Below are 21,378 nucleotides of genomic sequence, written 5' to 3'. Positions count from 1 at the left end.
CCGGGTGTCCGGGCCGAGCGCCGGATCAGCTGCCGGGGGTGTACGACAGCGCGAGCGAGCCCACCAACTGGCCGCCCGTGAAGTACGTGGTGCCGAGCGCGGAGTCCAGGTACTGCGCCCCGGCCGCGTCCACCTGGAGGCTGGTGGCCGACACCGTCTGGGTGGTGCCCGTGACGCCCCGCTGGGTGTAGCCACGCGGGTCCAGCAGCGCCACCGGCGCGGTGCCGCCGGCCGGAACGGCCGGGATGTTCCAGGCCCGGACGCCGAAGTCCAGCTGCTTGAAGGCCACGTTCTTGCCGTTGTCGAGGTTCACGAACAGCAGGCCGCCGCCGAACTGCACGTGGCCGTTGAACGCCGGGATGTTGGCGACGCCGCCGGTGACCGGGAAGGTCGTGGTGAGGACGTTGTCGGTGTCGTCCGCCGTGGCCGACGGCAGCGGGACGACGATGATGCCGTTGAGCGCGGTGCCGGCCAGGAACTGCTGATCGACGGTGATCACCGCGCTGCCGGTGGGCGCGGTGGTGGCGGCGACGGTGCTGTCGGCCACGGCCACGCTGCTGAAGCCGGTGATCCCGAGGACCACGGCTGCCCCGGTGGCAGCGAGACGGGCGCCGATTCTTGCCATGGTGTACTCCCTGGGAGAGGTGAGGTGGTGCAGAGATGACGACCGGTCAGAGAGCTGTGGTGGCCGCACCGTTCACCGCTCGGCGAGCGGCGCACGGGCGCGGCGTGGTCGTGTCCGGACTCGGGAGGGTCGCGTTGTCGTCGGCCGGGAGCCGGTTCGGCACCACCCGCGAAGGTGGCGCCCCCGCTCCCGCCGGGTCCCGCGCGACCGGCAGCGTCGGCCCTCCCGGGTCCGCCACGGCCGGGGCGGCCGGAGGCGGCCGGGACGGTGGCGGCCGGCGGCCACAGGCGCGAGGTCCGTGGCCGCCGGGTCGTGCGGGGTGCGGGGTCGATCAGGAGTGCAGGGTGCTGCCGCAGGCGCCGGCCGGCAGCGGCAGGAAGCCGAAGCTCTGGAGGTCGGCGGTCGCGGTGGCGTTGTTGCAGATCCAGCCGTTGGTGCCGAAGATCGCCTGCAGCGCGGTGCCGTGGGTGTCGGTGGCGACGAACTCGGCGTGGCGCAGGACGTTGTAGACCGAGCGGGCGTAGTTGGTGCTCGCGAAGGCGTCGGTGATCACCTTGTTGGTGGTGTCGATCGGGGCGACGCCGTCGATGCTGCGGACGGTCAGCGGGCCCTGGACGTCGCTGCCGCTGCCCTTGCCGTAGTACGCCTGGCCGATGAAGTGGGCGACGGAGTAGGGGACCACCGCGTCGGGGTCCTGCAGCGCGAGGGCGCTGCCCTGGTTCTCCTGGACGCCCTGGGTGACGCAGGAGTTGATGGTGGTGATGCCGAGCGTCTTCAGGAAGAACGCGCGGGTGCCGGAGTTGGCCTGCGGCAGGAAGGGCTTGATGGTGTTGGTCGACAGGCTCGGGTCGATCTGGTTCCAGGTGGTGACGTTGCAGTTGAAGATGTCCTTCAGGTTCTGCGTCGTCAGGTTGGCCGGCGCGTGGCCGCCGTTCTGGGCCGCCCAGGACACCGCGTCCGTCGCGTAGGCGACGAAGTCGAAGGTGTTCGGGTCCGAGGACTGCGGGTCGCGGGAGGAGCGGGCGAAGTCCACGGTGGCGCTGGTGTTGGCGGCCAGCGCGGAGATGCCGGCGCCGGAGCCGTTCGGACGGGTGATGGAGGTGGCACCCGTCTTGGTGGTGATCGGCGAGGTGCCGGTCGCGTCGTAGCTGTACAGGCGCGGGGCGGTGGAGCCGGAGCCCAGCGAGGCGTTGTAGTCGGTGGAGAACTGGTCCAGCACGGCCTGGGTGGTGTCCGAGCCGACGCCGACGATGTCCTGCGCGGCCGGGGTGACGCCGGCGGCCGGGTCGGCCACGGCGGTGCCGGTGGCGACGGTGGCGAGGGAGGTCGCCAGCGCGGCGGCGGCGAGCAGCTTGGCAGCGGTCTTACGCATGTTCCTGTTCCTCCGAAGAAGGGACGTACATCGCGTGAAACCCGTACTCCGGGGGGAGTTCGGGACCGGCCGGCCGTGTCTGCTGCGGCCGCTCCGGCAGTGCAGATCCTGTCCGGCCGGGAGGTTGCGTCGGAAGGGTGGTCGGGCCCGGCCCGGGATTGTCGACTCATCGGTTCGACGAGGTTTAGCCACTGGTCACGGTGGACGTGACAGGGGCGGAACAGAGCCTCCGAAACCGGTCGACGTTCTTCTCCAGGAGACGGCTCGGGGTGTTGCCGGAAACCTGCGCTTCACCGGGACAGCACGAACCGGGGCCCGTCTTCAGGACCTACAGCGGCCAGCGGCCGTCCCGGCCGGACCGCCGCAACTCCTGCCCCACCCATCGCAGTCCGGCCAGGAAGCCCTCGACGCCCGCCTGGCACTGGTCGCGCCGCAGGTAGCCGCGCGCGCTGCGGGCGACCGGGACGCCGTCGGCCGCGCCCGGCCGGGTGCTGCGCAGCGGCAGGTGGGCGGACCAGACCCACTGGCGGCCCTCGGACTGCGCCGTCGAGCAGCGCAGCGCGGCCCGTTCGATGATCAGTTCGCGGACCGCTTCGGCGAGTTCCTCCTCGCTGCGGTACGTCCGCACGCCGACGCCCAGCGGCCGCCCGTTGGCGGCGCGCAGCGCCCAGCCCACGCAGCGGTCGGCCGCGGGCACGATCAGCAGCCGCGGCCCGCGCCGCTCAGCGGCCATCGGGGCGTCTCAACGACACTGCTCTTCGGCCGGGTTCGGGGGCCGGCACGCCACGGGCCGAGGCGTCGCGGGCCGAGACGTCCCGCACCGGCTGCTCGCGTGCCGACGGCTCGCGCGCGGGGTGGTTGGCGAGCAGCACGACGAAGCGGCGGAAGGCGTTCTGGCACGTCGCGTACCGCTCGTACACGCGGCTGGAGCGCACTTCGGGCAGGGTGCGCGAGCCGGGGATGACCCAGATCCAGCCGATGCCGTCGCGGACATGGGTGATCCGCGCGGTCAGTTCGGCAGCGCCGGCGCGCAGACCGTCGAAGCCCCGCTCGGCCTCGCCGGGCGTCTCGAACAGCGCGGAGGTGATCGCCACCACCCGGCCGTTGGATGCCTTCAGCTGCCAGCGGTAGCGCCCGTCCGGTGCGCGCTCGGTCCGGAACCCCCCTCGGCTTGCCCCTGCTGCGGTGTGACCGCGGCCGGAAGCGTCCACTGCCCCCTCCGTCCAGTGGTTCTGATCAGCGCCGTCCCCTCCGATACGGGAGTCAAGCTATGTGTGCACACGGAACCGCCGAAAGCCCAGAACGTTCACAACTTGCGCCGTTGGTCGGGAAGTTCTCCCTTGTTCAGCTTTCACCTATCGGTGTACCCACCGGGCCTGCCGGGTGCCTTCAGAGCCTGGCCGTCCAGCGCACCACGGCCCCCTTCCGGTACGGTCCGCGCTCGTGCCAGGCGGCGCCGCCGAGGGCCTCCGCACGCCGGGTCAGGTTGAGCAGGCCGCTGCGCCGGCCGCCGTGCGGGATGCCGACGCCGTCGTCGGTGACGGTGAGCAGCACGCCGGGCCGGCCGCCCCGGTCCAGCGACTCGGGGTCGCCGCCGACGGGCCGGCCGCCGTCGCCCAGGTGGACGGTGGCGTCGATCTCAACGCCGACCCGGGAGGCGCGCGCGTGCCGGGCCGTGTTGGAGAGCATCTCGCGCAGTGCGGCGAGGAGTTGGCGGCCGGTGTTCTCGCCGACCAGGCTCTCGACGGGGCCGACGAAGCTGACCGAGGGCTTGAAGCCGAGCGCCGCGGCGGCCTGGCTGGCCTCGCGCAGGACGCGGGTGCGCAGGGTGTCGGGGGCGTCGCCGTGGTTGTCGTGCTGCAGGGCGTAGATGGTGGTGCGGACCTCCTGGATGGTGGCGTCCAGTTCGTCGACGGCCTTGCCGATGCCGACCCTGACCTCGGGGACGACGGCCCGGCGGGCGGCGCTCTCCAGCATCATCCCGGTGGCGAACAGCCGTTGGATGACCAGGTCGTGGAGGTCGCGGGCGATCCGGTCGCGGTCCTGGAAGACGGCCAGGCGCTGCTGGTCGCGCTGGCCCTCGGCGAGCCGCAGGGCGAGGGCGGCCTGGGAGGCGAAGGTCTCGGCGAGCTGCTTCTCGGAGTCGGTGAACGGCAGGGCGCCGCGCGAGCGCCAGACGCAGAGTCCGCCGAGCACCCGCCCGGCGGCGACCATCGGCACGGCCATCGACGGGCCGAAGCTGCGGGCGAGCCGCATCACCACGGTCGGGTCGCCGGACATGTCGTCCAGGTAGACACTGTCGCCCTCCAGCAGCTGGGCGGCGAAGCTCTCCTTCGGCAGCAGTTCGCCGCGGACGAACTCGGCGGCCTCGCCGGAGGCGTGGGCGACCCGCATCTGGCAGTCGCCCTCCCCCACCGTGCCGGTGGGCAGCAGGATCATTCCGAGCGCCGCGCCCGCCAGCTCCCGGACCTGTTCGGCGGCGACGGTGAGCGCGCCCTCGGCCTGCTCGGTGGAGAGCAGTGCGGTGGTGACGGCGGAGGCGCCGGCGATCCAGCGTTCGCGGCGGCGCCCCTCCTCGTACAGCCGGGAGTTCTCGATGGCGACGCCGGCGGCCGCGGCGAGCGCGTGCACCACCTGTTCGTCCTCGGGGGTGAAGGCGCCGCCGCCCTTCTTCTCGGTGAGGTAGAGGTTGCCGAAGACCTCTTCGCGGACCCTGATCGGCACGCCCAGGAAGGTGTTCATCTGCGGGTGGTGGGGCGGGAAGCCGGAGGAGCGCGGGTCGGCGCCGAGGTCGGTCAGCCGCAGCGGTTCGGGGCGGTCGATGAGCGCGCCGAGGATGCCGCGGCCGGCGGGCAGTTCGCCGATCCCGGCGGCGGTGTCGTCGTCGATGCCGACGTGGATGAAGTCGGCCAGGCCGTGCCCGCCGGGGGCGATCACGCCGAGGGCGGCGTACCGGGCGTCGACGAGTTCGGCGGCGCCGGTGGCGATCCGGTGCAGGGTGGCGTGCAGGTCGAGTCCGGCGCCGATGGAGACCACCGCCTCCAGCAGCCGCTGCATCCGGTCGGTGACGGCGGCGGCGGACTGCAGGCGTTCCGCGACCTCGGTGACCAGGGTGTCCAGCCCGAGCGAGGCGATCTCGGGCACCCGATAGGGTGTCGGCTCGGGGGCGGCCTCGGGGAGGTCTGGCGTGGGGTCCATGGAGAAAGCCTAGTTTGTACGGTTTTCAGCCGAAGGCCGATGCGGCCATCAGAGACCGGCCGGCTCCAGCAGCCCGTCCGACTCCGCCGGTCTGCCCGCCACCGCCCCGTCCACCGGCCCGTCCGCCGCCCCGTCCGCCTCCCGCTCCCGGCGCCACAGCGCGTGCAGCCGCCCGTCCGGGTCGGCGACCAGCTCGGACCAGCGGCCGCGCTCGGCGACCCGGCCGGCGTCCAGCACCAGCACCTCGTCCACGGTGGTGTCGTCCAGTCCGGCGAGCCGGTGGGTGATCAGCACGGTGGTGCGGCCCACGGTGGCGGCCAGCAGGTCGGCGGTGAGGGCGTCGGCGGTGGGCAGGTCGAGGTGCTCGGCGGGCTCGTCCAGGACCAGCACCGGGAAGTCGGCGAGCAGGGCCCGGGCCAGCGCGAGGCGCTGGCGCTGGCCGCCGGAGAGGCGGGCGCCGTGCTCGCCGACCATGGTGTCCAGGCCCTCGGGCAGGGTGTCCGTCCAGTCCAGCAGGCGGGCGGCGGCGAGGGCGGCGCGCAGCCGGTCCTCGTCGGCGTCGGGGCGGGCGAGCCGCAGGTTCTCCCGCAGCGAGCTGTCGAAGACATGGGCGTCCTGGGCGCAGAGGCCGATCACCCGGCGGACGTCCTCGCCCGCGAGCGCCCGGCTGTCCACCGCCTGTGGACGGCCGGCGGCGAAGGTGACGGACCCGGCGCCCGGCTCCAGGAAGCGCAGCAGCGCCTGGGCGAGGGTGGTCTTGCCGGAGCCGGAGGGCCCGACCACGGCGATCCGGCGGCCGGGCGCGAGGTCGAGGTCGACCCCGGTGAGCGCGTCCGCGGCCTGTCCCGGGTGCCGTACGGTCAGCCCGCGCACCGCGACCGGCAGTGGCCGCTCGGGCAGCGCGGCCGGGGCGGCGGGCTCCTCGACCGGGGCGGGGGCGGTCAGCACCTCGTCCAGCCGGGCCCGGGCGGCGCGGCTGCGCTGACGGGCCTGGACGGCGAGCGGCATCCCGGTGACGGCCTCGAAGGCGGCCAGCGGGGTCAGCACCACGACGGCCAGGCAGACCGGGGCGAGCGCGCCGTCGTGCACCCCCTGGATGCCGACGGCGGCCGCGGCGACCACCGTGAGCCCGGTGAGCAGCGCGATCAGCCCGGTGCCGAGCGCGGTGGTGGCGGCCGAGCGGGCGGCGAGGCCGGTCAGCGCGGCGTCGGCGTTGCGGACGGCGGCCAGCCGGCCGGGCAGCGCCCCGGCCACGGTGAGCTCGGCGGTGCCGGTGAGGGCGTCGACCACGGAGGTGGCGAGGCGGCCCCGGGCGGGGGCCTGGCGCCGCTCGGCGCCGGCCGACCAGCGGGCGGCGAGTGCGGGCACCAGCACCCCGGCGAGCAGCAGTCCGAGGCCGAGCACCAGCCCGGCGGCGGGCAGGAAGGCGCCCATCGCGACGGCCGAGGCGAGGGCGACCACGGCCGCGACGGCGGCGGGCAGCCGCCAGCGCAGGTGGTGGTCCTGGATCGCGTCGACGTCGGCGACCAGCCGGGAGAGCAGGTCGCCGCGCCGGTAGGCGGGCAGGGCGGCCGGGGCGAGCACGGTGAGCCGGCGGTACACGGCGGCCCGCAGGGTGCCGAGAGTGCGCAGCACCGCGTCGTGGGAGACCAGCCGCTCGGCGTAGCGGAAGACGCTGCGGCCGATGCCGAAGGCCCGGACGGAGGTGACGGCCATCATCAGGTAGAGCACCGGGGGCATCTGGGAGGCCCGGGAGATGAGGTAGCCGGAGGTGGCCATCAGGGCGACGGCGCTGCCGAGGGCGAGTGCGCCGAGCAGCACCGACAGGGCCAACTTCGGGCCGGCGGGCTCGCTCTCCGGCTCCTCGGGCACGGCGGGGGCGGGGGTGGCCCGGGAGATGACACGCGCGCTGGGGGAGAGCGGGGTGACCGGCTCCGGGAGGTCGACGGAGACGGCCCCCGCCAGCCGGACCCGTTCCTGCGCGACCGCCAGCAGCGCCGGCCGGTGGGCGACCACCAGCACGGTGCGCGCCGGGTCCTCGGCGAGGGTCCGGACGGCGTCCACGACGGCCGCCTCCGAGTCGCCGTCCAGGTTGGCGGTGGGTTCGTCCAGCAGCACCAGCGGGCGGTCGTCGGCGAGCAGCACCCGGGCGAGGGCGAGCCGTTGGCGCTGGCCGGCCGAGAGTCCGGCGCCGTCCTCGCCCAGTTCGGTGTCCAGGTCGGTGACGAAGTCGAGCGCGTGGGCGGCCCGCAGCGCCGTCCACAGCCGGTCGTCGGTGGCGTCGGGCCGGTGCAGCCGCAGGTTGTCGCCGATCGTCCCGGCGAACAGGTGGGGGTGCTGGGGCACCCAGGCGATCTGCCGCCGCCAGCTGTCCGGCTCCAGTTCGGCGAGGTCGTACCCGCGCCCGTCGGCGGCGGTGATCCGGACGGTGCCGGCCTCGGGGGCGGTGAGGCCGAGCAGGACGGACAGCAGGGTGGACTTGCCGGCCCCGCTCGGGCCGGTGAGGGCGGTGCTGGAGCCGGGGCGCAGGGTGAGCGCGGCGCCGTCCAGGGCGGGCCGGGCCCGGCCGGGGTGGCGGACGGTCAGGCCTTCGGCGGTGATCACGGCGCCGGTGAGGTCGGGGGCCGGGAGCGTCCCGGCGGCGGGCAGCGGGGTCTCCAGCACCTGGAAGATCTCGTCGGCGGCGGTGAGGCCCTCGACGCTGGAGTGGTAGAGCGCGCCGACCTGGCGGATCGGGACGTACACCTCGGGGGCGAGGATCAGGATCAGCAGCCCGGTCTCCAGGTCGAGGGTGCCGTCGACCAGCCGGAAGCCGATGGTGACCGCGACCAGGGCGACGGACAGGGTGGAGAGCAGTTCCAGGGCGAAGGAGGAGATGAAGGCGATCCGCAGGGTGCGCAGGGTGGCCTTGCGGTAGTCGGCGGTGATCCGGGCGATGGTGGCGGCCTGGGCGCGGGCCCGGTTGAACACCTTGAGGGTGGGCAGGCCGGCGACGACGTCCAGGAAGTGGTGGGAGAGCCGGGAGAGGGTGTTCCACTGCCGGTCCATCCGGGACTGGGTGGCCATCCCGATCAGCACCATGAACAGCGGGATCAGCGGCAGCGTCCCGGCGATGATCGCGGCGGAGGTGAGGTCGGCGCCGACGATCCGCAGCAGCACGATCACCGGGACGACCACGGCGAGGGCGAGTTGCGGCAGGTAGCGGGCGAAGTAGTCGTCGAGGGCGTCGACGCCGCGGGTGGCGAGGGTGGTGAGTTCGCCGGTGCGCCGGCCCGCCAGGTAGGACGGGCCGAGCGCGGTGGCGTGGTCGAGCAGCCGGCGCCGCAGGGTGGACTTCACCCGGGCGACGGACCGGTGCGCGGTGAGTTCGGTGAGCCAGCCGACCAGCCCGCGGCCGACGGCGGTCAGGGCGATCAGCACCAGCGGGGTGGTCAGTTCGCCGAGTCCGGCGCCGCGCTGGAAGGCGCGGACCACGATCTCGGCGATCAGGCTCGCCTGGGCGACCACCAGGGCCGCGCCCGCCCCGCCGAGCAGGACGGATCCGGCGAGGAAGGCACGGGTGGTGCGGGCGTGTCCGAGGAGTCGGGGGTCGACCGGCTTCACGGCGTCAGGCCTGGTCGGCCGGGGCGGCGGGCTGGTGGCCGGGGGTGTGCCCGGGGATGTGCTGCACCCCGATCCGCTTGCGGAACACCCAGTACGTCCAGCCCTGGTAGAGCAGCACCAGCGGGGTGAACACGGCGGCCACGATGGTCATCAGCTTGAGCGTGTACGGCGAGGACGCCGCGTTGGTGACGGTCAGGCTCCAGTCCGGGTTGAGCGTGGACGGCATGACGTTCGGGAAGAGCGCCAGGAAGAGCATCGCGACCGCGGCCACAATGGTCGCCCCGGAGAGGATGAACGCCCAGCCCTCGCGGCCGAGTTGGTTGGCCACCAGGGCGCCGGCCAGGGCCAGCACCGCGATCACCAGGGCGGCCAGGCTGCGGCCGTTGCCGCTGTCCGCCTGGGTCCAGGCCAGGAAGGCGAGGGCGAGGACGGCGGCGGCCAGTCCGGCCTGGAGGGCGGCCCGGCGGGCCCGTTGGCGGATCTCGCCGACGGTCTTGAGTGCCGCGAACACCGCGCCGTGGAAGGTGAACAGGCTGAGCGTCACCAGGCCGCCGAGCAGCGCGTACGGGTTGAGCAGGTCGGCGAGGCCGCCGACGTAGTTCTTCTGCGCGTCGATGTCCACGCCGCGGACGATGTTGGCGAAGGCCACGCCCCACAGGAAGGCCGGGAGCAGGGAGGTCCAGAAGATGGCCTCCTCCCAGTTGCGCTGCCAGCGGGCGCCGTCGCGCTTGGCCCGGTACTCGAAGGCCACGCCGCGCACGATCAGGCAGACCAGGATGACCAGCAGCGGGATGTAGAAGCCGCTGAAGAGGGTCGCGTACCAGTCCGGGAAGGCGGCGAAGGTGGCGCCGCCGGCGGTGAGCAGCCAGACCTCGTTGCCGTCCCAGACCGGGCCGATGGTGTTGATCAGCACCCGGCGCTCGGCGGTGTTCCGGGCGAGCGGCTTGGTGAGGATGCCGATCCCGAAGTCGAAGCCCTCCAGGAAGAAGTAGCCGATCCACAGGACCGCGATCAGTACGAACCAGACGTCGTGGAGTTGCATGACCCTTGGTCTCCTTTCCGTGGCTCAGTACGCGAAGGCGAGCGGTTTGTCGGCGTCCTCGTCCTCGGACGGGCCGCGCAGCGAGGGGTCCTTGGCCGGGGGCCGCTCGGTCACCACCGGGCCGGCCTTGGCGTACTTGACCAGCAGCCGGACCTCGACGACGGCGAGGATCGCGTACAGCGTGGTGAAGGTGGCCAGGGCGCCGATCTGGGTGCCGACGCCGACGTTGGGGGAGACGGCGCTGGCGGTGGTCATCAGGCCGAAGACGGCCCAGGGCTGGCGGCCCATCTCGGTGAAGATCCAGCCGAAGCTGTTGGCGATCAGCGGGAAGCCCATGGTCAGGATGCCGATCCGCCAGCTCCATTTGGTGAGCAGCGGGCCCATCTCCCGGGTCGGGGTGAGCATCAGCCGGGGCACCTCGGTCTCGCCGGTGCGGAACTCGGGGCGCAGGAGGAACTTCCGGCGGGTGGTCCAGAGGCCGATCAGGGCGGCGACGAAGGAGGTCATCCCGAAGCCGATCATGAAGCGGAAGCCCCAGTAGGTCACGAAGACGCTCGGGATGTAGTCCTTGGGGTCGCCGCCGTGGGCGGCGGCCTCGGCGGCCGCGGTGTCGTTGATGCCGGGGACGGACGAGCTGAAGTCGCTGTGGGCGAGGAAGGAGAGTATCCCGGGGACCTCCAGCTCGACCGAGTTGTGGCCCTTGCTGACGTCGCCGACCGCGAAGATCGAGAACGGCGCGGGCGACTGGGTGTCCCACAGTGCTTCGGCGGCGGCCATCTTCATCGGCTGCTGCTCGAACATGACCTTGCCGAGGGTGTCGCCGCTGAGCGCGGTGCCGGCGCCGAAGACCACGGCGAGCACCAGGCCGAGCCGCAGCGAGGTGCGCATCACGGCGGTCTTCGCGGGGTCGGCGGTCTCGGGCCGGCGCTTGGCCTTCCAGAGGTGGAAGGAGGCGATGCCGACCATGAAGGCGGCGCCGGTGAGGAAGGCCGCGGTCAGGGTGTGGAAGACGACGGTGAGGGTGGTGTTCTGGAACAGCACCTCGGCGATGTCGGTGAGCTGCGCCTTGCCGGTGGCCGGGTCGATCGCATAGCCGGTCGGGTGCTGCATCCAGGAGTTGGCGGCCAGGATGAAGTAGGCGGAGAGCACGGTGCCCAGCGAGACCATCCACATGCAGGCGCAGTGGATCTTCTTCGGCAGCTTGTCCCAGCCGAAGATCCACAGGCCGATGAAGGTGGACTCGAAGAAGAAGGCGATCAGCGCCTCCATCGCGAGCGGGGCGCCGAAGACGTCACCGACGAAGCGGGAGTAGTCGGACCAGTTCATGCCGAACTGGAATTCCTGCACGATTCCGGTGACGACACCCATCGCGATGTTGATGAGGAAGAGCTTTCCCCAGAACTTCGTCGCGTGGAAGTACTTCTCCTTGTTCGTACGCACCCAGGCGGTCTCCAGCCCGGCCACGATCGCGGCCAGGCTGATGGTGAGCGGTACGAAGAGGAAGTGGTAGACGGTGGTGACTCCGAATTGCCATCGCGCGATCGTCTCGTGAGCGATTGCCAGTTCCACGTCGCCCTCTCTCCAACCCGGCCCCTCGACGGGGCTCTTCCGGACAAACTTCATCTGTAGCCGTAGACCGTTGCTCAACCACGCAAGCTTGTCCGCTTGTGAACGTGAACACGTTCACAAGCACAGTATCCACCATCCTTACGGGGGAACCGCAGGTGGGGTCGTGTTGACATGGGGTGACGGTGCGCACAGTCTGCGGGGCGCACGGGGGCACGACAAAGATCCCGGCCGGGCGACGGGGGCCGGGATCTTGGCCGAAGCGGCGCTTGACAGGCGCCGCGGCCGGTTGGCTACGGGCCGGTTGGCGACGAGCCGGTTGGGCCGGTTGGCGACGAGCCGGTGCTCCTCCGGTCGGCTACGGCCGGCCGAGCAACTGGGCGCCCGAGGTGGAGTCGGCGCGGGCCGTGAAGAACTCGGTGAAGCCGCGCAGGAACTCCTCCAGCGTGATCCGCCCGTCCCCGTCCGTGTCCAACTGGCGGAACCCGTCAGACAGTTCCACCGGGTGCACCCGCGGACCGCCGAACACCGCGCGGTACTCGTCGAACTCCAGGAAGCCGCTGCCGTCGGTGTCCGCCGCGGTGAACACCGCCCGCAGCGCGGGCAGCAGCCCCCGCTCCAGGTACGCCTCGTCCCGGTCACAGCCCGCCAGGGTCGCCGCCGTGAACTCCTCCCGGCTGACCTTGCCGTCCCCGTTGGCATCCATCACCGCGCGCAGCTGCTCCCACCAGCCGTCGAAGGCCCCGTACACCCGGGCCTCGGCGGCCTCGTCCAACTCCAGCTGCCAGCACACGTTGTGCGCCATCGCCCGCAGGTCGTGCACGGTGATGAAGCCGTCCCCGGTCTGGTCCAGCACCTCGCGGAAGAACCGGTCCACCCGGGAACCGCGGGCGTCCCGGCGCTGCGGGCGCAGCCGGGACGGCCGGGCCCGCTCCTCCGGGGAGCGGTAGCGCATCCGCTCCGGCAGCCGCGGCACGACCAGTCCGGCACCCCGGTGCAGCACGACGGACAGCAGCGCGCCCCACCTCGTCCGGGCCAGCCCGAACCGTTCCCGCACCACCGGCGGCAGGTCCGCCACCGTCAGTTCCCGGATCACCCGGGCGACCAGCGCCCGGACGACCAGCCAGCCGGCGTCCCCGAGGAACCACAGCCGACGCGGCCGGGGAGCCTCGCGCAGGATGTCGTTCAGCAGGTAGCGGGCCGCGTCGTTGAACTCCAGCTTCCGGGCGTACCGGGCGAAGTAGCCCGGCACGTCGGCCGCGGTCTCGGGGAGTTCCTCCTCCGGCAGCTCGAAGACGGCGATCGTCTCCCTGAACTCCCGGTACGCCAGCTCCAGTTGCCCGGCGTCGTAGCCGTCCCCGCCGAGCCGCCGCATGGCGACCACGCACTCGAACAGCGTCAGCAGCACCCACGCCCTGGTCGCCGGCTCGCGGGCGTCGTACGGCTTCCCGTCCGGCATCGTCCCGCTGATCCGCTTGTGCGCCCGGTCCAGCCGCGCGACCTCGCGCCGCAGCGCCTCCCCGTCCTGGTAGAACAGCCGCCGCCCGCTCCCCAGGGTGTGCTCGACCCGCCGCCACGGATGCGCCCGGTACGTCGAGTGCTCGTGCATCCCGGCCCCCACCGCCGGATCCGCCGCCTGGAGGACCAGCAACCGCCAGGCGACCAGGGAGATGCGCCACTCGGAGAGATCGCGCTTGAAGGAGACGCTCCGATCAGGCACGGGGCTCTCCGGTGATCTCGGGACCGATCACGAAGCCCTTGGCGGGGCCTTCCGGGATCACGGCCTCCTTGCCGTACGGGATCCGGGTCGACGAAGCATAGGCACGGCGCTCCCGGTCCGGGCTGGTGAGGATGGTGACGGCGCCGCCGTCGTCGTGGTCGTCGATGATCACGTAGACCGGGATGCCGGCAGCAGCGTAGGCACGACGCTTGAGAACATGGTCGCGCTTGCGGGCCTCGGCACCTGGTGAGACGGTCTCGACGACCATCGATACCCCAGAGGCCAACACCCCCACGCCTTCGGGGTGCTCGATTTCGTCGACGTCGTCCGGAGCCACGAAGACGTCCGGGATGAACACCTTGAGATCGGCGATCACGTTACCGTCCTGCGCCGGCCCGTAGCCGGTTCCGCTCAGATGAGCGTACAGAGCCCGGCCCAGCCGCCGGTTGACACTGAAGTGGCGAACCCCGCCGGTGGGTGACAACGTGATCGTCCCCTCGATGATCTCCGCGCGGAAGCCCTCGGGCACATCCATGGACTTCCATGCCTGCCACAGCTGCTGGTCCAGGTTCACGACGGTCTCCTCGACAACGAGTGCGCTCACGAGACACCTCTTTCCCGTCCAGTGTGGGATCAGCCCGTGCGAGCTCGCACAAGCAACGGCTGCACGGTCGCACACGACCGAGGGGCCGACCGGGTGAACGGCGCCAGGTTCACCCGATCGAGGCGTTTGGCGCCCGGAAACGCCGAGCCGCAGGGCGGGCCGGGAGCGGGCTTGCCCTGCGGTGGCGGGGTGAGTTGGCCGGGGTGACGGTGACCGACGGCTCGGCGGGTCAGAGCCGGGGCTCACCGGTGATGTCGGGGCCGATCACGAAGCCCTTGGCGGGGCCCTCCGGGATCACGGCCTCCTTGCCGTACGGGATCCGGGCCGAGGAGAGGTACTCCCGCCGGTCGGGGGCGGGGCTGGACAGGATGGTCACGATGCCGCCCTCGTCGTAGTCGTCGATGATCACGTACACCGGAATGGCGGCGGCGGCGTAGGCGCAGCGTTTGAGGACATGGTCACGCGTACGGGCCTTGGCGCCCGGCGAGACGGTCTCGACGACCAGCGGGATTCCGGATGCCAGCAGCCCCCACCCGTCCGGATGTTCGATCTCCTCGTCGTCCTCGGGTGTCACATACACGTCCGGAATGAACACCTTGAGCCCGTGGATGACGTTGCAGTCGGTTCCCGGTGCCCACCCGGACCCTTGGAGGTAGCCGACAAGGGCCGCGAGCAGCCGCCTGTTGATGCGAGCGTGGCGACTGTTGCCGGTGGGTGACACCGTCAGGCTCTCCTCGTCGATGATCTCCACGCGGTAGCCCTCGAACTCGTCCGAGGACTTCCACATCTCCCACAGCACCTGGTCACGGTCCACGACGGTCACCTCAGCAACGAGTGCGCTCACGAGACACCTCTTTCCCGTCCAGTGTGGTCAGCCCGTGCGAGCTCGCACAAGCAGCGGCTGCACGGTCGCACACGACCGGAGGGTCGGCCGGGTGAACGACTGGAGATTCACCCGATCGGGGCGTTTGCCGCCCGGGAAAGCGAAACCGCAGGGCAGGCCGGTGGCCTGCCCTGCGGTGGCGGGGTGCGGTGGGGTTCGCGTCCTCCTCCCGAGCGGGCGCGAACCGGGTGGGTCAGGAGGTGGAGCGGCCCGGCTTGCGGCGGGAGACGTAGAGGGCGGCGGCGCCGAGGCTGAGGGCGGCGGCGGAGCCGAGGGCGAGGTAGGGGGTGGCCGGGTTGGAGCCGGTCTCGGCGAGTTCGGTGGCCGAGCCGGTGGTGGCGGCCTTGGTGTCGGTGGTCGCGGCGGTTCCGGTGGTCGAAGTCTTCGCCGTGGTGGCCGACTTGTCCGTGGTGGTAGTCGTGGCGACGGTGGTGTCGGCGGCCGGGGTGACGGTGACCGGCTGCTCGGCGGGCTTGTCCGCCGGCTGCTCGGCGGGCTTGTCCGCCGGCTTCTCCGCGGGCTTGTCCGCCGGCTTCTCCGCGGGCTTGTCCGCCGGCTTCTCGGCCGGCTGCTCGGCGGCGGCCTTGGCGTCGGCGAGCGCCTTGTCGGCGGTGGCCTTGGCGGCGGCCCGCTCCGTGACGCGCTCCTGGGCCTCGGTCACCCGGGTGAGCGCGGTGATCCGGGCGTCGTCCAGGTCTCGGTTGGCCTTCTTCACCGCTTCCTCGGCCCGGGTCTTCGCCGAGCGGGCGGCGTTGGCCTCGTCCATCGCCTTCGTCAGCTGCTGGCGGGCCTTCTCGCGGTCCGCCTCCGACGCCTTGTCGTACGCGGTCATGGCCTTGTGGACCTCGTCGTCGGCGGCGGTCGCCGCCTCGGTGGCCTTGGCGGCAGCGGCCTGGGCCGCCTTGAACGTGGCGGTGAGGTCTGCCGGGGGCGTGTAGGCCTCGAACCTGGCCTTCTCCTCGGCCGCGTAGGCCTTGGCCTCCTGGTACGCCGTGGCCGCGTCGGCGGCCGCCTTCTCCAGGGCGGCGATCGATCCGGTGTCGTTCCGGGTCTGCGCCGCCGGGGCCGACTCCGCGAAGGCGGGTGCCGCGGAGAGCAGGGCTGCGGGCGAGATCACGGCGGCGACGAGGGCGGCCGAGACCAGCGAGCGGCGGAGTTTCACAATGACCCCTTTCGGGTCGAAAAGGAAAGCAAAGACCGTTGCAAGGGCGTCTCTTGACGCTCCGACAGCGCCGATCATAGGCACACGGATTCTTAACCCTCCATGCCGACTTCCGGCAGGGAAAGGGGGGTCGGAATTGCTTGGTTCGCTGCGGAATTGACGAGTCGACAAAGACTCAGGAAACCCGGTCGCCGTTCGTGGGCAGTTCGACCCGGAACGTGGCGCCGGCGCCCGGGGCGGTGTCCAGGGTGAGGGTGCCGCCGTGGGCGCGGGTGAGGGCGGTGGCGATGGCGAGGCCGAGTCCGCCGCCGCCGCCGTTGTCGCGGCTGCGGGAGGCGTCGACCCGGTAGAAGCGGTCGAAGACCCGCTGGGCCTGTTCCTCGGTGAGGCCCGGGCCGGCGTCGGCGACCTCCAGCAGGCAGATCCCGCCGGGCCCGCCGCCGACGCCTATCCGCACCGGGGTGCCGGGCGGGGTGTGCTTGACGGCGTTGCCGACCAGGTTGGTGACCACCTGACGCAGCCGTGCCTCGTCGCCCAGGACGGGCGCCGCACCGGGTGCGCCGGTGCCGGCCGGGCCGGTGAGGGCGACCGGGCGGCTCGGGTCGAGGGCGGTGAGGTCGTGCAGGGCGTCGGCGGCGAGGGTGCGCAGGTCCATCGGGGCGAGGTCGAGCGGGCGTTCCTCGTCGAGCCGGGCGAGCACCAGCAGGTCCTCGACGAGGGTGCCCATCCGGACGGCCTCGCTCTCGATCCGGGTCATGGTCCGCTTGACGTCGGCCTCGGTGGGCAGCGCGCCCATCCGGTACAGCTCGGCGAAGCCCCGGATGCCGGCCAGTGGGGTGCGCAGTTCGTGGGAGGCGTCGGCGACGAAGCGCCGCATCCGGGCCTCGGATTCGGCGCGGGCCGCGAAGGCGGCCTCGATCTGGGTGAGCATGCCGTTGAGCGCGACCGACAGCCGTCCGACCTCGGTGCCGGGGGAGAGTTCCGGCATCCGGTGCGACAGTTCGCCGGCGGCGATCCGCGCGGCGCCTTCCTCGATCCGCCGCAGCGGCCGCAGTCCGGCCCGGACAGCGAAGAAGCCGAGTGCGGCGATCAGCAGCAGGACGCCGCCGCCGATCGCCAGGAAGGAGGTGCTCAGCCGGCCGACGGTGGCGTCGATGTCCTCGCGGGAGACGGCGACCATGACGTAGGTCGGGTTGGTGACGGGTGAGGTGAACGCGCCGGTCCCGGGGGTGGGGGTGCGCGGCGCCTGGATCGGCAGCACCAGGACCCGCCAGCTGTGGCTGTCGCGCTGGTCGGGCAGGTCGAAGGGGGTGTCGGGGGCGGTCTGGGTGGGGTCCAGGCCGGCCAGTTGGGGTGCCGGGTCGCTGTCCGAGACGGGCTGGCGCAGGACCGTCTGGACCTTGCCGTCCGCGGACAGCCACTGCACCAGGTACTGGCTGGGCAGGCTGATCCGGCGCCCGGAGACGACCGGCTTGCCGGTGCCCGGCGCGCTCACCTGCATCGGCGCCTTGCGTGACAACGGCACGCCGTAGCGCTGGAGTTGCTCGTCCAGCTGCTCGACCAGCTGGTTCCGTACGGCGCCCAGTACGAAGGTGTCGCTGACCACGAGCCCGGTGGTCACCAGCACGAGCGCGAGGACCAGGAGCCGCGCGCGCAGTGACAGCCGGGAGGTGAAGCGGGTGAACACGGGCTGGTCCGGTCAGCCCTGCGGGGGGCGGCGCAGCGCGTAGCCGATGCCGCGCACGGTGTGGATCAGCTTGGGGCCGTGGGCGGGGCCGGAGTCGAGCTTGCGGCGCAGGTACGAGATGTAGGACTCGACGATGGAGAGGTCGCCGCCGAAGTCGTAGGCCCAGACGTGGTCGAGGATCTGCGCCTTGGAGACCACCCGGCCGACGTTGGCCAGCAGGTAGTGGAGCAGCTTGAACTCGGTCGGGGAGAGCGCGACGGGGGTGCCGGCCCGGGTGACCTCGTGGGCGATCGGGTCGAGGCTGAGGTCGGCCACCACCAGGCGGCCGTCCTCGGCGGGCCCGCCGGCCCGGCGCAGGATCGCCCGGATCCGGGCGATCAGCTCCTCCAGGCTGAACGGCTTTGTGACGTAGTCGTCCGCGCCCGCGGCCAGGCCCTGGACCTTGTCGCCGACGCCGTCCTTGGCGGTGAGGAACAGCACCGGCAGGTGGTCGCCGGGGTGTCCGTGCGCAGGGCCGGCGATCTGGCCCCGGCTGGTGCGCTCGCGCAGCTTCTCGACGACGGTGAAGCCGTCGAGGTCGGGCAGCATCACGTCGAGGACCACGAGGTCGGGCCGCTCGACGGCGATCAGCTCCAGCGCCTCGGTGCCGCTGGCGGCGGAGGCCACCCGGAAACCGGAGAACCGCAGCGAGGCGGCGAGCAGTTCGCGGATGTTCGGCTCGTCGTCCACGACGAGGAGGAATGCCTCGCCCTGGCCCCCGGCCACGGCGGGGCCGCCTGGTGTGGTGACAGTGCCTTGCACGGGGGTTTCGCCTCCCGGTCGGACGATGACGTTCAGCATGAGGCTAGCCCCCGGAGGCTACGCGGCATGGATGAATGTTGGATTAACACCTTAACGGTCGGTTTTTGGGCGCCAAGCCCCGAGGGGTGGGGCTCGGTGGTGTGCGTACGGGCCGCTCGACGCCCGCGGCGGCGCCGGGACGGCCGGCGGGATTCCGTCCGGCCGTCCCTGCGTCTCGGACCGGCCGTCCCCGTGCCCCGGACCAGGCGGTTCCCGCGCCGCAGGCCGGGTGGGCCGGCCCGCTCAGTGCTGGGCGAACTGCCCCGGCCGGTAGTCGCCGGCGGGCTGGCGGACCATGACGTTGCCGCGGTTGAACGCGTTGATCAGCGCGATCACGCAGACCAGCGCCGCGAGCTGCTCCTCGTCGTAGTACTTGGCCGCGTTCGCCCAGGCCTCGTCCGTCACCCCGCCCCCGTCGGCCAGCCGGCTGCCCTGCTCGGCCAGTTCCAGGGCGGCCCGCTCGGCGTCGGTGAAGACGGTGGCCTCGCGCCAGGCCGACACCAGGTTCAGCCGGGTCGCCTCCTCCCCCGCGTGCACGGCGTCCTTGAAGTGCATGTCGACGCAGAAACCGCAGCCGTTGATCTGGCTGGCGCGCAGCCGCACCAGCTCCTGGGTGGCGTACGGCAGCGTCGAGTCCGCCAGCGGCTTGTGGGCGGCGATGAGGTGCTTGTAGACCTGGCTCATGACCGGGCTGGCGAAGGCGTTCAGTCGGGCTTCCATCGGGTGCTCCTTCGGGGTCTCTGCTTGGTTTGCTTCGTTTGCTTCGTTTGCTTTGTTTGCTTCGGCGGCGTCGGCTGCTTCGTTGTGCCGTACTGCCCTCCACGACAGGGCGGCCGGGCGTTCTGTGACAGCCCCGGGCATGACCTGCGTCACCCGTTCCACGGACGCAGCTTCTCGGGATTGCGCACCACCCAGATGTGGGTGATCCGGCCCTCCGCGATCCGGAAGGCGATCACGGTGTCAGTGACGCCGTCCTGCTCGACGACCAGCCCGGGCAGGCCACTGACGGTGCACTCCCGCAGCGTCCGGCCGGGCGTGAGCCGGGTGGATTCGGCGTAGGCGCGGGCGATCCACTCGCCACCCGTGAGCGGCTCCAGCAGGGCGCCGGCCAGGCCACCGCCGTCGGCGATCACGGTGGCCTCGGGGTCGAGGAGGTCCATCAGCGACCTGACGTCCTTCGCCTCCCAGGCCCGCTTGAACTCCCGGACGAGGCCGGCCTGCACGCCGGTCGGCGTCACCGGGGCCCGCGCCGCCCGGATCCGGCGGCGGGCCGAGGAGGCCAGCTGGCGGCAGGCCGCCGCCGAACGGCCGACGATCGCGGCCACCTCGGCGAACGGGTACCGGAAGACGTCGTGGAGGATGAACGCCACGCGTTCGGCCGGCGTCATGGACTCCAGGACGACGAGGAAGGCCATGTTCACCGACTCGTCGAGGGTGATCCGGTCCGCCGGGTCCGCCGCCGCGCCGTCGGCCCCGTCCCGGTGCTCGGGCAGCGGCTCGGGGAGCCACTCGCCCACGTAGCGCTCCCGCCGGGCCCGGGCGGAGCCGAGCTGGTTGAGGCAGATCCGGCTGGCGACCGTGGTCAGCCAGCCGCCGGGGGAGACGACGGCGTCCCGCTGCTCCGCCGACATCGCGTACCAGCGGGCGTAGGTCTCCTGCACGACGTCCTCGGCGTCGGCGAGGGAGCCGAGCATCCGGTAGGCCACGTTGGTCAGTTGGCGCCGCTCATTCATGATCACGCTCAGGTCGTCGTCGTCCATCGTCCGCCTCCGGTGCCGCCCTCGTGCTCCTACGACTCCTACGACTCCTATGACCGGACAGCGGGCCGGAATGTGACGTCCGCCCCGCACCTCACCTTCCGGCGCGCCGCGCTGTCGTACCCGGCAGACGGCACCGAACGGTATGGAGGAACCACCGTGAACGACTTCCGGACGACCACCGACCTGGTCGAGATCCAGGCCCTGCAGAGCGAGTTCACCGATGCGGTGATGATGCGCGACGAAGCCCGCCTCGCCGGGCTGTTCACCCAGGACGGCGTGCTGCGGATACCCGACGTCCCGGTCGAACTGGTCGGCCCGGAGCAGATCCGCACCGGGCGCCGGACGCTCCGGGAGCTGTGGGACTTCTTCGCGCGGACCACCCACCCCGACTCGATCCGGATCGACGGCGACACCGCGACCGGACGCGCCCCCCTGCCCGAACCGGCCCGGCTGCCGGACGGCCGCGAGGGGCTCGACTACGCCATCTCCCAGGACCGTTACCGGCGGACGGCGGGCGGCTGGCGGTTCGCCGCGCGGGTCTACGAGGTCCGGTACGCCGACACCAGCCCGCTGGGCGGCTCGGCGCCGCGCACCGGGGCCGGCGACGCGTCCACCACCCCGGCGGACGCGGGGTCCACCGCCTCGACGGCTACCGGGTTCGACGCCCGGGCGGAGGCGGGATTCTCCGCCCCGGCCGACGCCGACCTCCTGGGGCGGACGGCCGCCGCCCTGGCCGAGCGCGGCTTCACCGTCGAGCTCCTCGCCGACGCCGCCGCCGCGCGGGCCCGGGTGCGGGAGCTGGTCCCGGCGGACGCCACCGTGTTCACCGCGGCCAGCGAGACGCTCCGGCTGTCCGGCATCGACGAGGACCTCAACGACGACAGCCGCTACCGGTCCGTCAGGTCCCGGGTGATGGCGCTGGACCGGACCACCGAGGCGGACGACATCCGGCGCCTGCTCGCCGCCCCCGACGTCGCCGTGGGCAGCGTCGCCGCCGTCACCGAGACCGGCTCCCTGGTGATCGCCTCGGCCAGCGGCAGCCAGCTGCCCGGCAACGCCGGTGGCGCCGGAGAGGCGATCTGGGTCGTCGGCGCCCAGAAGGTGGTCCCGGACCTGCCCGCCGCCCTGCGCCGGCTGGAGGAGTACGTCCTCCCGCTGGAGGACACCCGCTCCCGGGCCGCCTACGGCCAGCCCAGCGCCGTCAACCAGCTGCTGGTGCTCAACGCGCCGACCCGCTTCTCCCGGGGCACCGTGCTGCTGCTGCGGGAGGCCGTCGGGTACTGAGCGGCGGACGGATGCGCGGGAAGTCGGCCGGG

Annotated in this window: 17 protein-coding genes; 1 reads left to right on the top strand and 16 read right to left on the bottom strand. The window is 72.6% G+C overall.

Features of this window, described 5'->3' with window-relative positions:
* Nucleotides 1-25: 25 nt before the first annotated feature.
* From ACZ3YL_RS26185 to sigJ, 16 genes are all read right to left on the bottom strand, one after another.
* Nucleotides 26-625 carry a hypothetical protein gene (locus ACZ3YL_RS26185; RefSeq protein ID WP_465660033.1) on the bottom strand — a complete coding sequence of 200 codons (600 nt, stop codon included), beginning with the start codon at nt 623-625 and terminating at the stop codon, nt 26-28.
* A gap of 331 nt (nt 626-956) precedes the next feature.
* Nucleotides 957-1,997 (bottom strand): PstS family phosphate ABC transporter substrate-binding protein, encoded by a 1,041-nt coding sequence (locus ACZ3YL_RS26180; RefSeq protein ID WP_188306292.1) that lies wholly within the window; start codon nt 1,995-1,997, stop codon nt 957-959.
* 328 nt (nt 1,998-2,325) lie between these two features.
* Nucleotides 2,326-2,730, bottom strand: coding sequence for a hypothetical protein (locus tag ACZ3YL_RS26175; RefSeq protein ID WP_188306293.1), 405 nt, complete (start codon nt 2,728-2,730; stop codon nt 2,326-2,328).
* The gene (locus ACZ3YL_RS26170; RefSeq protein ID WP_465660032.1) at nt 2,720-3,208 is read right to left on the bottom strand and encodes a DUF1508 domain-containing protein; all 489 of its coding nucleotides are present in this window, start codon (nt 3,206-3,208) and stop codon (nt 2,720-2,722) included. Before ACZ3YL_RS26170 ends, ACZ3YL_RS26175 begins: the two co-directional genes overlap by 11 nt.
* A gap of 178 nt (nt 3,209-3,386) precedes the next feature.
* Nucleotides 3,387-5,195, bottom strand: a complete 1,809-nt coding sequence (locus ACZ3YL_RS26165; protein WP_465660031.1) for a sensor histidine kinase — start codon at nt 5,193-5,195, stop codon at nt 3,387-3,389.
* Between the two features lie 48 nt (nt 5,196-5,243).
* Nucleotides 5,244-8,798: a thiol reductant ABC exporter subunit CydD gene (gene cydD / locus ACZ3YL_RS26160; RefSeq protein ID WP_465660030.1), complete on the bottom strand. Its 3,555-nt coding sequence runs from the start codon at nt 8,796-8,798 to the stop codon at nt 5,244-5,246.
* A gap of 4 nt (nt 8,799-8,802) precedes the next feature.
* Nucleotides 8,803-9,840, bottom strand: a complete 1,038-nt coding sequence (gene cydB, locus ACZ3YL_RS26155) for a cytochrome d ubiquinol oxidase subunit II (RefSeq protein WP_465660029.1) — start codon at nt 9,838-9,840, stop codon at nt 8,803-8,805.
* A gap of 24 nt (nt 9,841-9,864) precedes the next feature.
* Nucleotides 9,865-11,409, bottom strand: a complete 1,545-nt coding sequence (locus ACZ3YL_RS26150) for a cytochrome ubiquinol oxidase subunit I (RefSeq protein WP_465660028.1) — start codon at nt 11,407-11,409, stop codon at nt 9,865-9,867.
* A 355-nt stretch (nt 11,410-11,764) separates the two neighbouring features.
* Nucleotides 11,765-13,126, bottom strand: a complete 1,362-nt coding sequence (locus ACZ3YL_RS26145; RefSeq protein WP_465660027.1) for an oxygenase MpaB family protein — start codon at nt 13,124-13,126, stop codon at nt 11,765-11,767.
* Nucleotides 13,119-13,700, bottom strand: coding sequence for a Uma2 family endonuclease (locus tag ACZ3YL_RS26140; protein WP_465660026.1), 582 nt, complete (start codon nt 13,698-13,700; stop codon nt 13,119-13,121). The genes ACZ3YL_RS26145 and ACZ3YL_RS26140 overlap by 8 nt, the downstream gene beginning before the upstream one ends.
* 259 nt (nt 13,701-13,959) lie before the next feature.
* Nucleotides 13,960-14,574: a Uma2 family endonuclease gene (locus ACZ3YL_RS26135; protein ID WP_317621151.1), complete on the bottom strand. Its 615-nt coding sequence runs from the start codon at nt 14,572-14,574 to the stop codon at nt 13,960-13,962.
* A gap of 232 nt (nt 14,575-14,806) precedes the next feature.
* Nucleotides 14,807-15,775, bottom strand: coding sequence for an LAETG motif-containing sortase-dependent surface protein (locus tag ACZ3YL_RS26130; protein WP_465660025.1), 969 nt, complete (start codon nt 15,773-15,775; stop codon nt 14,807-14,809).
* A 175-nt stretch (nt 15,776-15,950) separates the two neighbouring features.
* A complete protein-coding gene (locus tag ACZ3YL_RS26125) occupies nt 15,951-17,462 on the bottom strand; it encodes a sensor histidine kinase (protein WP_317621150.1) in 1,512 nt (503 codons plus the stop codon).
* 12 nt (nt 17,463-17,474) lie between these two features.
* On the bottom strand, nt 17,475-18,263 hold the full coding sequence (locus ACZ3YL_RS26120) for a response regulator transcription factor (protein WP_411292983.1): 789 nt from the start codon (nt 18,261-18,263) through the stop codon (nt 17,475-17,477).
* Between the two features lie 282 nt (nt 18,264-18,545).
* Nucleotides 18,546-19,022, bottom strand: coding sequence for a carboxymuconolactone decarboxylase family protein (locus ACZ3YL_RS26115; RefSeq protein ID WP_188305843.1), 477 nt, complete (start codon nt 19,020-19,022; stop codon nt 18,546-18,548).
* 149 nt (nt 19,023-19,171) lie between these two features.
* A complete protein-coding gene (gene sigJ / locus ACZ3YL_RS26110) occupies nt 19,172-20,062 on the bottom strand; it encodes an RNA polymerase sigma factor SigJ (protein WP_465660024.1) in 891 nt (296 codons plus the stop codon).
* Between the two features lie 156 nt (nt 20,063-20,218).
* On the opposite strand from sigJ, the gene ACZ3YL_RS26105 reads away from it, so the two are divergent.
* Nucleotides 20,219-21,346 (top strand): nuclear transport factor 2 family protein, encoded by a 1,128-nt coding sequence (locus ACZ3YL_RS26105; RefSeq protein ID WP_465660023.1) that lies wholly within the window; start codon nt 20,219-20,221, stop codon nt 21,344-21,346.
* Nucleotides 21,347-21,378: the final 32 nt, after the last annotated feature.

It is taken from the genome of Kitasatospora sp. NPDC023176, assembly GCF_055560495.1.
The sequence above is the reverse complement of the archived record's forward strand: the minus strand, read 5'-3'. Positions and strand labels throughout refer to the sequence as shown.

Bases quoted from the DNA above. Each gene is read 5' to 3' on its own strand.
- ACZ3YL_RS26185 (WP_465660033.1), bottom strand. From the start codon at position 625: ATGGCAAGAATCGGCGCCCGTCTCGCTGCCACCGGGGCAGCCGTGGTC.
- ACZ3YL_RS26180 (WP_188306292.1), bottom strand. From the start codon at position 1,997: ATGCGTAAGACCGCTGCCAAGCTGCTCGCCGCCGCCGCGCTGGCGACC.
- ACZ3YL_RS26175 (WP_188306293.1), bottom strand. From the start codon at position 2,730: ATGGCCGCTGAGCGGCGCGGGCCGCGGCTGCTGATCGTGCCCGCGGCC.
- ACZ3YL_RS26165 (WP_465660031.1), bottom strand. From the start codon at position 5,195: ATGGACCCCACGCCAGACCTCCCCGAGGCCGCCCCCGAGCCGACACCC.
- cydB (WP_465660029.1), bottom strand. From the start codon at position 9,840: ATGCAACTCCACGACGTCTGGTTCGTACTGATCGCGGTCCTGTGGATC.
- ACZ3YL_RS26115 (WP_188305843.1), bottom strand. From the start codon at position 19,022: ATGGAAGCCCGACTGAACGCCTTCGCCAGCCCGGTCATGAGCCAGGTC.
- sigJ (WP_465660024.1), bottom strand. From the start codon at position 20,062: ATGGACGACGACGACCTGAGCGTGATCATGAATGAGCGGCGCCAACTG.